We start from the raw sequence: 12,729 nt of genomic DNA, 5'->3' as shown, positions 1-12,729 counted from the left end.
CCGGTCGATAGCGTTCACCGACGAGCCGCCACCGCAGGCTGCGGGACCAATGCGTGAACACCGATTTGAACAGCCTCACCAAATCTCTACCCTCGACTGCTCTGGCGCGACTTTTTTCCAATTTCGGGCCAAAATTTAGAACAAAGCGACCGATCCGTCTAACAACTTGCTCTTGTAATTCCAATCGGATTTGCTTCTTAGTGTCGGAATGACCCTGGACCAGTTGCGGATCTTCGTCGCCGTCGCCGAACGGGCGCACATGACCAAAGCGGCCGAGTTGCTGGGCATCTCACAGTCGGCCGCGTCGGCCGCCATCCGCTCGCTCGAACAGCAGCACGGCGTCCAGTTGTTCAACCGAGTGGGCCGCAATATCGAGCTCGCCGAGACCGGACGCCGATTCTTGCCCGAGGCCAAGGCGGTCCTCGAGCGGACTGCGGCCGCCCACAATGTGCTGGAGCATGTCGCGCAGACGATATCAGGCAGTCTCTCGATCGCTGCCAGCCAGACCATCGCCAGTTATTGGCTGCCGCGCCGGCTCGCCTCTTTCCACGAAGCCTATCCTGCCGTCAGGCTGAGCGTGAGCATTGGCAACACCAGGCAGGTCGAGACCAATGTACTTGATGGCGCAGCCGATTTTGGCCTGGTCGAGGGGCGCACCGAATCCGACATTTTGCGCCGTGCCAAGGTCGATATCGATCGCATGATGCTGGTCGTGGCGCGCTCGCACCCTGAGATCGCAGAAGTTTCGCCTGGACATCCCGACCTTGGCGGGCTTCGCTGGATCATTCGCGAAGGCGGGTCGGGCACGCGCGAGGCGCTGGAGGACCTTGCCCGACGCGACGGGATTTCGTTCGCGGACCTGCAGATATTCCTGGTATTGCCGAGCAATGAGGCTATTCGCCAGGCGGTCGAGGCCGGCGCCGGCGCCAGCATCATTTCGGAACTCGTCGTCGCGCGCGCGGTCGCCGAAGGCAGTCTGCGTTCCGTGCCGATCGATCTGCCGAAGCGCGAATTTGCCATGATCACGCATCGCGACCGGCAGCCAAGCCTGGCCCAGATGGCGCTCAAGGCGCATCTTGGCGGCAAAGCTGAGAGATCCGCGCCGCTTTAAGCCGATCAGCCGAACTTCCGCTGCGCGTCGAGCGCCAGCCCAAGCCCGACCGAGCCGAACACATCGCCTTCGATTACCGACGCCTGCGGCACCAGCGCCAGGATCTGCTGCCTGGCCAGCGGGATCGCGGTCGATCCGCCGGTCAAGAACACCGCGGTGATATCCGAGGCCTTCACCTGTGCGTCGCGGATGGTCTGCTCGACGGTAGCTGCAACACGCTCAATGTCCCTGGCTATGGTGGCTTCGAGACTCTTGTGCGTGATTTCTGCCGTGAACCTCACCTCCTGCAGCGCGACCTCGACATCGGCCGACGATCGGTCCGTCAGCTCGATCTTGGCCTTTTCGACCAGCGCCGCCAGCGCGTGGCCGTAACGATGCTCGACGATGTGGATGAACCGGTCGACCAGGTCTGCGCGCTCCGCCTCATAGCGGATCTGGCGCAGATGAGTCATCGCCCTTGCGGTATAGACCAGGTTGATGCGCTGCCACGTCGCCAGGTCGATGAAGTAGCTCGCCGGCAGATTACGTTTGCCATCCTTGGTCGGTGAGAGATGGCCGAGCTGCGGCATCACATGGGCGATGCTCAACAGCCGGTCGAAGTCGGTGCCGCCGATGTGGATGCCGCGGCTGGCCAGGATGTCGTCCTTGCGGTCAAGCGAGCGGGCGCGCTCGGGCGAGACCCGCACGATTGAGAAGTCGGACGTGCCGCCGCCCATGTCGACGATCAGCGCCAGTTCCTCGCGCGTCACCTTTTGTTCGTAGTCGAGTGCCGCGGCAATCGGTTCGAACTGGAAGGCGATGTGCTTGAAGCCGTGGGCACGAGCGGCATTTTCGAGTTCGTGCTCCGCCTTGGCGTCGGCCTCGGCATCGTCGTCGACGAACTGCACGGGCCGTCCCAGCACGACGCTGTCGACCGCGTCATGGGCTTCTTCTTCCAGCTTCTTTTTCAGATGGCCGACGAACAGGCCGACAATCTCCATGAAGCCGATCGAGCGCGCCTTGATGCGCGTCTTTTCGTGGGCGAGCGAGCTGCCGAGCACACTCTTCAACGAGCGCATCAGGCGGCCTTCGATACTGTCCGTATAGTTGGCAAGGGCGCGTCGCCCGAAATAGGTGCGGTTGTCCTCGAAATTGAAGAATACCGCACTGGGCAGCGTGACCTGGCCGTCTTCCAACGCCACCAGCCGCGGCTGCCCGTTCCTGACCACGCTCACGGTGGAATTCGAAGTGCCGAAGTCGATACCGGCAAATGCTGGTCGCATCGTGCGTTCCTGTATTTCTGATTTGGGGAGCAGCAGCTCGTATCCGGTCGGGCCGGGGGTCGCGGTCTAGCCCATACCCTCGGAAAGGGAAACCACTTTTACGAGAGTTCAGTCTTTCCTGAACACCAGTCTTCCGAGCCAGCCGGTCAGCATGGCCAGCGATACGGCAAAGACACCGTATAGGAAGGAATAGTCGTGCGCGACGCGGAAGATCGACTGTTCGAAACCGGACTTGCGGATTTCGAGCTGGGCGGAGCTTTCCTTGATGAACAGGCCGCTCTTGAACAGGAAGGCGCGGGCCTTATGGGTGCCGACCGGAACGTTTGGGGCGAGCCTGACGGTGGCGCGAAACAGGTTCTGCGACAGGAACTGCACACCGCCGACATTCTCGCTGTAGAGGCCGGTCGCCGCCTTGCGTTCGCGCAGCGCGGCGGTGAACTCCTCGATTGTCGCCGGGCTGTCCTCCGCGTCGGCCGGCTGCAAATAGAGGTTGGAGGCGCCAAGCGACAGCTGCTTGTAGCTGTTCGGATCGGTGACGTCCTGCAGCGGCCGCGTCGTCGCCACCGAATAGGAGACAGGTACGTTTTTGAAGGTTTCCGACTCCAGATTGACCCAGACGCCGAGCACCCGGTCCTTGCGGCGCACGACGACCGGCCGAGCCGGGCCTTCCAGCACGACGATCACGTCGTAGCGCCCTTGCCGCGCGACAAGCGGATCGGCATTTTCCAGTGAGCCGAAAATGGTCAGGTCGGCGCCGGAAAAGCCGGCGGTAATCGAGACATTGTCGGTGGAAAGGCCGATCTGGATGTTTTCGGTTAGTGGCGCCTGCGCCTTCGCCGGTGGCGCAGCAGCCAGCAGCGACAGCAAGGCGGCGGCCGCGAGCGTCCTTAGGCCGGCCATCAGCTCAGGCCCACGCCGGACAGAGAATAGAGATTGGGCGGCGTGACGAAAAGATCGATGGCAAGCCGGATGGCTACCGCCAGCACGAGCAGCGCCAGCAGCGCCCTGAGTTGCTCGCCCCGCAGCCTCTGACCAGCCTTGGCGCCATATTGCGCGCCGGCGACGCCGCCTGCCATCAACAGGAAGGCGAGCATGACGTCGACCGTCTGGTTGGTGGTGGCGTGGACCAGCGTGGTGTAAGCCGAGGTGAAGATGATCTGGAACAGCGAGGTGCCGATGACGACGTTGGTCGGCACTTTCAAAAGGTAGATCAGGGCCGGCACCATGATGAAGCCGCCGCCGACGCCCATGATCGAGGACAGGAAGCCAATCGCCGCGCCCAGCCCAAGCACCGGAATGACGCTGACGAAGAGCTTCGAGGCCCTGAACCGCATCTTCAGCGGCAGGCGGTGGATCCAATTATGCTGGCCGGATTTCTTCAACACCGGTGCGGCGCCGCTGCGAGTGGCGCGCAGCGCATTGACACTCTCGACCAGCATCAGTCCGCCGACGGTGCCGAGCAGCACGACGTAGAGCAGCGAGATGAACAGGTCGAGCTGGCCGAGCCGGCGCAGGAGCGCAAAGACATAGATACCACCGGTCGAGCCGACGATGCCGCCGGCTAAAAGCACGCCGCCGAGCTTGAAGTCGAGCGTGCCGCGCTTCATGTGCGACAGGGCGCCGGAGAAGGAGGAAGCGATGACCTGGTTGGCGCCGGTGGCGACCGCGATTGCCGGCGGTATGTTGTAGAAGATCAGCAGCGGCGTAATGAGAAAGCCGCCGCCCACGCCGAACATGCCCGACAGGAAACCCACCGCCGCACCCATGGCCAGCAGCACGAAGATGTTGACGGAAATTTCCGCGATCGGGAGATAGATGCCCACCCGTCAGTCTCGATCAGTTTGCCTCCTGGCGAATGCAACCGTTGCGGGCATTTTGCGTCAGAAGGCTATCTCGTTCTTGCGCCGGCCGGGCCGTGAAGTCAAACTTCGCCGCACCGCCGAAACAAAAAACAACTCAATCAGTTAACAGGCAAATCTGTGGCAAGGGCGTCGCGGAAACGACGCCTCCGCCGTTATTTACGCGCAAGCAGCGCCTTGACCAGCTTTTCGTCGATCGCGCCGGTTGCCTTCATATCGTTGTCGGCCTGGAAGGCCATGATCGCGTTCTTGGTTCTCTGGCCCATCATGCCGTCGGGATTGCCGGCCACGTAGCCGTTCTTGTTGAGAATGCGCTGGATGTTCTGGACCGCTTTCTTCATGTCGATGCCGGCGGTCGTCTGCGGTGTGCCGTCCTGCCACGATTCAGGAACGTCGGCCGAATTGGCGGCTGGATCGAGCGGCTTGGCCTTCCACAGTTCAGCCGCGGCCCGCGCACGCTCCAACTGCTCGGGCCTCAGCGCCTTGGCGATCTCGTCGCGCTTGGCCGCCGCATCCTTGTCGCCGGTCTTGGCGACGAGTGCGAACCATTTGTAGCTCTCCTCGAGGTTCTGCTTCATGCCGACGCCCTTCGCCGCGAGGATGCCGAGATTGAACTGGCTATCCTTGACACCGAGATCCGCCGCCGCCTGGAACCAGCGCGCTGCCGATTCATTGTCGGTCACGCCATCCGCCGCCATCGCAAACAGCACGGCAAGATTGTGCATCGCGCTGGCATTGCCCTGCGCTGCGGCAAGCTGGTACCAGGTTTTCGCTTTCTTGATGTCGCGTGCGACGCCGATGCCCTTCTCGTAGAAATTGCCGATGCGGTATTCTGCCGGTGCGAAACCGAGTTCGGCAGCTTTCTCATACCATTTGGCCGCCGCCGCCATGTCTTCTTTGACGCCGCGAGACTCGGCGTAGCGCGAGCCGATCTCGAACAGCGCCTTGGCGTCGCCGCCGGCCGCTGCATCGCGCAGGGCGGCCGGACCGGCATCGGCCGGAACGTCGATCTTGGCAACACCTGCCGCGGCAGCATCCGCCGGCGGCACCGTGCCGGTCGTGTCCTGCATCGCAGCGGTGGCTATAGCAGGCGCGGCAGCCATTGGCTCGGCGTCGCTGGCCGTCGCCGCTGCCGGCGCGGGCACCGCGGCCGCGGTGTCTTGCGCCGCCAGGTCAGCGGGCGCCGCGGAAGCCGAGGGCGCCGTCGATGTCTCGGCTGCCGGTGTAGCGGGGCCGGTTTGTGCCGCCGTGTCGTCCTTGGTCATCGATGCGGATGGCTCTGCCTGCCTGACGGTGGGCGACGGCGCGCTCTCCTGTGTTGTCGTCTGCGCGTCCGCCTTCGGCTCGCTGGCAACGCTGGCCAAAGCGGTTTCCACCGGCTGTACGGCCATGGCCGGCGCCGCCTCATTGTTGGTGACTTCGACCGGGTCGGAGAAGAAGGCTTTGCCCAGTTGCAGGCCGGCAAGCGCCAGCATGATGGCGATTGCCCCCATCAGGATCGGCTTGCGCCGCGCCTTGAGCAGGTCGCCGATCCTGAGTGCCTTGACCGGGCCTTTCATCGTCGACTGGCGCTTGAGGGCGTCCGCCTCGGCGGCCGCCGCTTGCGCAGCCCGTCTGGCTGCCGCGATGAAGTCCGATTTCGCCGCCTCAGCGCCGCCTTCCCGGGTCGGCTGCCCGCGCTCGTCGCGCACGCGCTTCATGATGGCGCTGAGGTCGGGTGCGCCGGAGCCGGGTTCCAGTGGCCGGTTGGCGAGCTTGGGGTCGAGGGGCTCGTCGAGATCGACGCTCGGTATCTCGGCGCTCTGCGCCGAGCCTGCAAGCGGCGGCATCTCGGCGTCCTTCTTGCCCTTCAAGGCGCGCGCCAGCCCGCCTAACATCGATTTCCTGCCGCCGCCTTGCTCGGTTTTTTCACGCGTCGTGTCTGAACCGAGAGCCGCCAGGGCTGCTGCGGCGGCGGCCTCGGCTGGCGTACGCGGACCTGGCTCGTCGCGCACGAGCGCCGCGGCGCGGCCGTCGAGATCGGCCATGCTGCCCGTCAACGGCAGCGGCTGGTCGAGGTCCATCGACGGTGCGTCCTGCACCGAGATCTTGGATGGCCGGCCGAAACGCTTGCTCAACTCCGCGCTTGCCGGTTCGCCCGTCTCCAATGAACCAAGCCTGTCAACGATCTTGAGCAGCGTATCGTGGATAGCCTCGAACGTTCTCGAATTGCGCTCGTCCGAACGGCGCGTCAGTGCCTCGAGCGTCTTCAGGTCCTGGGCGAGGCCGGTAACGGCCGCCGTGTTGGCGCTTGATCCGGCCAGTGAGCGGACGGCGCTCTCAGCCGCCTCGCGCGCCGCGCCGAGGATGGAATCGCGGGTTCCGGCCAGCGACTTCTCGATTTCGTTGAGACGCGGGCTGATGTCGTCGAATTCCGGCAGCGGCGTGCCGGGCTTGGAAAGATGCGCCGTCAGGCCGGCGACCTGCGCTTCAAGGCTGCGGATCAACGCCGGGTCGATGCTGGCGACCTGTGCCGCGGACGAATCCAGCCGGCTTGAGATGTCTTCGAGCCGGCTCTCCAGGCCACGGATCGCCGCCTCGTTGGCGGGATCTGGAACGCGCGTCTCAATCCGCTTGGCCAGCGCGGTGAAGCGGGCGTCGATGGCATCCATGATGCCGGCGCTATCGACCTGCGGCATGCGCTGGTCCAGCCTGTCGGCGACCTCGTCCAACCGGCGCTCAAGGTCGCGAAACAGCATGTTGCCTTGTTCGATTGCGTCGCCCTGGCGACGTTCCATCATGCTGGACAGCACGTCGAAGCGCTGCTCGAGCCCCTTGAAGATGTAGTCGGCGTCGGGCATGGCAGGTGCGTGGTCGATCTTGTCGGCAATAAGCGCGACTTGCCTGGCAAGGCGCTCCATCGCCTGTTCCGGCAGATTGGCTCGGCCGGCCAGTTCATCCACGCGGCTCGACAATGTGTTGAGACGGTCAATGACCTCCCGACCCGGACGATCCTGCGACACTTCTTCGATTTGCTGGGCCAGTGAATCGATCCGCTTCTCGATGCGTTCGAAGGGCTCGGGGTCGAACGAATTGGCTTGCGCGGCAACCGTCGAGGCGACGATCGCGCGGGAAATCTCGTCGAGCCGCTCGTCGATCTGACTGAATGTGTCGCCGCCGCGATTGTCCTGCTGGCGGGCGAAATGGTCGACCGCTCCGGCAAGCGTGCGGACCTTTTCCTCGAGCGAGCGCAGCGACAGCGATTCCGGCAGATTGCTGACGGCATTGCTGATCTGTTCGAGCCGCTCCGTCAGCGCCGACAGGCCGGGTGCATCGGAACGCTTGCGCTGATCGGCCTCGACGCGATCCTCGAAAGCGTTCCAGCGGCGGTCGAAATCGTCCCAGCGGCGTCCGACCGCCTGCACGCTCTCCTCGCGCGCCAGCGTATCGAGCGCGGCTTTGACCTGCTCAAGCTCGAGCCGCAGCATATTGACGCTTCTGTCGTCGCTTTTTTCGGCCAGTGTCTGGATGGCGCCGGAAAGCCGCTCGAATTCGACGCTGAGTTCGGCGCTGCCTTTGCCGCCGCCATTTGACTGGAAGGCTCGCCCAATATTCTTGCGCAGTACCTCGAACTCGCGTTGCAGGCCGGAGGTCATCTGCTGGCGCAACTCTTCGCGCAGGCCGCGCAATTCCCCGGCGATCTTGCCGGCTAGGGCGACGCTGTCCTCCTGGCCGCGCACCCGGTCGATATCGCGGGCGATCGCCTGGTAATTCTGGTCGAAAGCCGCTGCTGGACCTTTCGGCCGCTGCGCGCGTGGATCCTCATACCGGCGCTGCTGGCCATAGGGTTGGGCGCTGGGATAGCGTGGTTCTGCCGCTGGTCGGCGCGGATCGGGGTGGCTTGCCGTCTCCTCGCGCGTCCGCTCCAGCCGCTGCTCCAGAGTTTCCAGGGAGCGGTTGAGCTCTTCAAGCGTCGTGTGCGGCCGGCGTTGCCTGCCGGCGTTGAGTGTATCGAGGTAGGACCGCTTGCTGTTCATCAATGCGCCCGTTTCAGAATTGCTGGCTTTCACCAGGTTCCCAAAGTCCTGCCGGGACGAAGGCGACTGCTTGGCTTGTTGCAGTGGAAGACGAGCTTCCCGGGTCTCATCCGCGCTCCGAAAAACCGTGAAAAATTCAGTACAGGATAGACACGGGTAACCGACATGCGCACATTTCGCCCCAACGTGGTAAACAACGCGTTAACCAAGCTTAAGAAGTTGCAACTTTGTCGGCTGGCTGCCGACGGCGCCGGGTGTCTTTTTTGGACGCGCAAAAGACGTTGTAGAATTTTGATCAGCCGCATGATCGCTCCCGAAATCGGCAACGACCTTTTAGGTTGTCCGCTGGTGCTGCGGCATAAAGTTGCAAGACCAGAACGCTCTTGCGTGGTGAGGCGGCTATCGATATAGAATTGACGTAAACGTAAATGAGCGGATTACGCCGTTTGCGATTTGTTTGTTGAAACCACGAGTGGAAGCACGCCCCCGCTTTCACTCAGGCGACGCAAGGTCCGCGACCGCGACGCCACCAGACGGGGAAAGCCAGTGAACATGAAACTTATTTCGCCCGGCCAAGCCGCGGCCAACACCAACGATATGTCGAGCGAAGCCGGTGAAGAGCTTGTCCGCATCGGCGAAATGGCCAAGAAATACGGAGTGACGCTGCGTACGCTGCGTTTCTATGAGGACAAGGGTCTGCTCAACCCGCAGCGCGACGGCTCGACCCGTCTCTATACACGCCGCGACAGGGCCCGGCTGAAGCTGATCCTGCTTGGCCGCAAGGTCGGGTTCTCGCTGCGCGACGTCAAGCAGATGATGGACCTCTATGATCCGAACGGCTCCAACACCAAGCAATTGCGGCTGGCGCTCGACAAGTCGGAGAAGCAGCTTGCCCGTCTGCAGAAGCAGCGGGCGCTGATCGACGACGCCATCAGCGAACTGAGTGCTTCGATGTCGACCGTCCGGCAAATGCTGATCGAGCGCTCGACGCCGCAGGCCAGCGTGGCGAGCTAAACTAAGCTTTCGATTTGTGACGAATAAGAGCCGCGTGGCTTTCGCTGCGCGGTTCTTCGTCGTTTGCCGTGCTTTGTCGTTTGTCGTCCTGGCGCGCGGGAGAAAATTTGCGCACCGCCGAATTGACGTTTACGCAAACGTCAATATTTGTTATCTCGACCACAACGTTGGTCCGTCTGCCATCCTCATATGCTGGGGCTGATTTCGGGGCCAAGACCGCATGGTGGAGGAAACGCATGCCGATCTACAGAGCGCCGGTCCGGGACACGCTGTTCGTGCTGAACGAAGTGCTGGGATATCAGCGTTATTCCAATCTTCCCGGATTTTCCGACGCGACGCCGGATGTGCTCGAGGCCATCCTTGCCGAGGGCGCGAAGCTCGCCGAAAACGTGATGCAGCCGCTGAACCGCGTTGGCGACGTGGAAGGCTGCATGCGCCATGACGACGGTTCGGTAACGACGCCGAAAGGCTTCAAGGAAGCTTTCGACCAGTATCGCGAAGGCGGCTGGATGGGGCTCGCGGCACCTGTCGAGTTTGGCGGGCAAGGCTTGCCCTACGCGGTGCACACTGCGGTTGCCGAATACATGGTGTCGGCCAATATGTCGCTGATGATGTATGCCGGCCTGACGCAAGGCGCGATCGCTGCGATCATCACCCATGGCACCAAAGAGCAGAAGGCAACATGGTTGCCAAAGCTGGTCGAGGGCGCCTGGACCGGCACCATGAACCTGACCGAGCCACACTGCGGAACCGATCTTGGCTTGCTGCGCACCAAGGCCGTCCCAAATGGCGACGGCACCTACAGGATCTCCGGTCAGAAGATCTTCATCTCGGCCGGCGAGCATGACATGTCGGACAATATCGTCCACCTCGTGCTGGCCCGTATCGAGGGCGCGCCGGATGGCGTGAAGGGCATCTCGCTGTTCATCGTGCCGAAGCTCAAGCTCGATGCCTCAGGCAATCCGGGCGAGAAGAACACCGTCTCCTGTGGCTCGATCGAGGAGAAGATGGGTATCCATGGCAACTCGACCTGCGTCATGAATTACGACGACGCTGAAGGCACGCTGCTCGGCGAGGCCAATGGCGGGCTGAAAGCAATGTTCACCATGATGAATGAGGCGCGGCTTGGCGTCGCCCTGCAGGGACTTTCGCTATCTGAGGTTGCCTACCAGAATGCGGTTTCCTACGCCAAGGATCGTCTGCAGGGCCGCTCGCTGTCAGGGCCGAAGGCGCCGGACAGGAAGGCCGATCCGATCATCGTCCATCCGGACATCCGCCGCAGCCTGATGACCATGAAGGCTTTCAACGAGGCCGGCCGCGCGCTGGCGCTGTGGACGGCGATCAAGTCCGACATCGCTCACCGCTCCGGTGACGACAAAGATCGCCAGGTCGCAGACGACTACACCGGCCTGATGACGCCGGTGGTCAAAGGCGTGCTCACCGACAAGGGGTTCGATCATGCGGTAATGGCGCAGCAGGTCTTCGGCGGCCACGGCTATATAGAAGAGCACGGCATGAGCCAGTTCGTCCGCGATGCGCGCATCGCCATGATCTATGAGGGTGCCAACGGCATCCAGGCGCTCGACCTCGTCGGCCGCAAGCTGGCCTTGAATGGCGGCCGCGCGGTCCAGGCTTTCTTTAAGGAAGTCGGAGAGTTCTGCGAGGAAAACCGCACCGACGAGACGATGGCGCCCTTCACCAAGGCGCTGAAGAAGGGCCTCAACGATCTGCAGACGGCGACGATGTGGCTGGTGCAGAACGGCATGGCCAAGCCCGATAACGCCGGTGCCGCCTCGACCGATTACATGCATCTCTTCGGCCTGGTGGTGCTGGGCTATATGTGGGCGCAGATGGCCAGGGTGGCCGCAGCGAAATTGGCGAATGGCGCCGACGGCGCTTCGTCTTTCTACGACAACAAGCTGGTGACGGCGCGCTTCTTCATAGAGCGGATCATGCCGGAGACGTCGGCGCATCTTGCCCGCATCTCCAGCGGTGCCGACACATTGATGGCACTGCCGGCGGAAGCGTTCTAGCTTCGGCGTTCCTCTCCCCCTCGAGGGGAGGGTGGCCCGAAGGGCCGGGAGGGGTCCTGCGTGCAGTGCGCCGACCTTCATTCTGATGCATGCCTTGGAGGAAAATGATCGCAATGCCGTGGCACATGGCGCAGGTTGTAAAAGATAAGGTCGAGCAAGTCATCGGCGACCCCACCCGGCCGCTTCGCGGCCACCCTCCCCTCGAGGGGGAGGGGAACGTCGGCGCGAGGGAGAAACCATGACCCACCCCGCCGAAATCCTTGGCCTTCCCAAGCCCGCCTGGGCGGCGGACGAGGTCGGCATGCTTTACGACATGGCGCACCGCTTCATGTCGGAAGAGATCGCGCCGCGTTACGACGAATTCGAGAAGAACGAAATGGTCGACCGCGAGAGCTGGCTGAAGGCGGGTGCTGCCGGCCTGCTCTGCGCCTCGATGCCGGAGGAATATGGCGGATCGGGCGGCACCTTCGCGCATGAGAGCGCCATCATCGAGGCGATCGGCCATGTCGGCGTCGACGGGTTCGGCATTGGCCTGCACAATTCGATCGTTGCCCCCTATATCCTCCACTACGGCTCGGACGAGCAGAAGAAGAAGTGGCTGCCGAGGCTGGCGACCGGCGAGCTGATCGGCGCCATCGCCATGACCGAGCCCGGTGCGGGCTCCGACCTTCAAGGCGTCAAGACGCGCGCCGAAAAGGACGGCAACCGGTACAAGCTCAACGGCTCGAAGACCTTTATCACCAACGGCCAGCTCGCCAATTTCATCATCGTCGTTGCCAAGACCGATCCTGAGAAGGGCGCCAAGGGCATCTCGCTGATCGTCGTCGAGCCCGACGAGGTGGAGGGTTTCGAGCGCGGCCGCAACCTCGACAAGATCGGCCTCAAGGCCAACGACACGTCGGAACTGTTCTTCAACGACGTACGTGTGCCGACCTCGAACCTGCTCGGCAACGACGAAGGCCAGGGCTTCGTCCAGTTGATGCAACAATTGCCGCAGGAGCGGCTGCAGATCGGCACCACTGCTATCGCCATGGTCGAGCGGGCCCTGGCGCTTACCATCGACTACGTCAAGGAGCGCAAGGCCTTCGGCAAGCCCATCATCGAATTCCAGAACACCCAGTTCAAGCTTGCCGAATTGAAGACCGAGGCGACCATCGGCCGCGTCTTCTATAATGACTGCGTTGCCCGTCACATTAACGGCGGCCTCGACCCGGTGACCGCGTCTATGGCCAAATACTGGCTGTCGGACCTGCAAGGAAAAGTCGTCGACGAATGCCTTCAATTGCATGGCGGCTATGGCTACATGAATGAATATCCGATTGCGCGCATGTTCCGCGACGCCCGCGTCCAGCGCATCTACGGCGGCACCAACGAGATCATGAAATTGCTGATCGGGCGCTCGCTCTGAGCGAGTTTCAGCAAACCCAAGGAGCA

At 62.8% G+C, this 12,729-nt stretch carries 8 protein-coding genes; 4 read left to right on the top strand and 4 right to left on the bottom strand.

Translation table 11 applies throughout. The features are described 5' to 3' along the window. The first annotated feature begins 208 nt into the window (after positions 1-208). The gene (locus NKI18_RS00615; RefSeq protein ID WP_352448629.1) at positions 209-1,111 is read left to right on the top strand and encodes a LysR substrate-binding domain-containing protein; all 903 of its coding nucleotides are present in this window, start codon (positions 209-211) and stop codon (positions 1,109-1,111) included. 5 nt (positions 1,112-1,116) lie between these two features. Here the strand turns inward: NKI18_RS00615 and NKI18_RS00610 are convergent, their stop codons facing one another. The 4 genes from NKI18_RS00610 to NKI18_RS00595 form a co-directional block, all read right to left on the bottom strand. Continuing rightward, a complete protein-coding gene (locus NKI18_RS00610; protein WP_352614633.1) occupies positions 1,117-2,373 on the bottom strand; it encodes an Hsp70 family protein in 1,257 nt (418 codons plus the stop codon). A gap of 108 nt (positions 2,374-2,481) precedes the next feature. Beyond that, positions 2,482-3,273, bottom strand: a complete 792-nt coding sequence (locus tag NKI18_RS00605) for a TIGR02186 family protein (protein ID WP_352455141.1) — start codon at positions 3,271-3,273, stop codon at positions 2,482-2,484. Then, entirely contained in the window at positions 3,273-4,196 is a 924-nt protein-coding gene (locus NKI18_RS00600) for a sulfite exporter TauE/SafE family protein (protein ID WP_023676949.1), read from the bottom strand. The genes NKI18_RS00605 and NKI18_RS00600 overlap by 1 nt, the downstream gene beginning before the upstream one ends. A gap of 191 nt (positions 4,197-4,387) precedes the next feature. Further along, complete coding sequence (locus tag NKI18_RS00595) at positions 4,388-8,248, bottom strand: peptidoglycan-binding protein (RefSeq protein WP_352614635.1); 3,861 nt, start codon at positions 8,246-8,248, stop codon at positions 4,388-4,390. A gap of 552 nt (positions 8,249-8,800) precedes the next feature. Here NKI18_RS00595 and NKI18_RS00590 point away from each other — a divergent pair. From NKI18_RS00590 to NKI18_RS00580, 3 genes are all read left to right on the top strand, one after another. Next, positions 8,801-9,262 carry a MerR family transcriptional regulator gene (locus tag NKI18_RS00590; RefSeq protein ID WP_023677331.1) on the top strand — a complete coding sequence of 154 codons (462 nt, stop codon included), beginning with the start codon at positions 8,801-8,803 and terminating at the stop codon, positions 9,260-9,262. Between the two features lie 236 nt (positions 9,263-9,498). Further along, entirely contained in the window at positions 9,499-11,295 is a 1,797-nt protein-coding gene (locus NKI18_RS00585) for an acyl-CoA dehydrogenase (protein WP_352614636.1), read from the top strand. Between the two features lie 238 nt (positions 11,296-11,533). Then, entirely contained in the window at positions 11,534-12,703 is a 1,170-nt protein-coding gene (locus NKI18_RS00580) for an acyl-CoA dehydrogenase family protein (protein WP_352614638.1), read from the top strand. Positions 12,704-12,729 lie beyond the last annotated feature (26 nt).

The organism is Mesorhizobium sp. M0800, assembly GCF_040320095.1.
In the GTDB taxonomy this organism is placed as follows: Bacteria; Pseudomonadota; Alphaproteobacteria; order Rhizobiales; family Rhizobiaceae; genus Mesorhizobium.
This window is presented reverse-complemented; position numbering and strand designations above follow the sequence as displayed.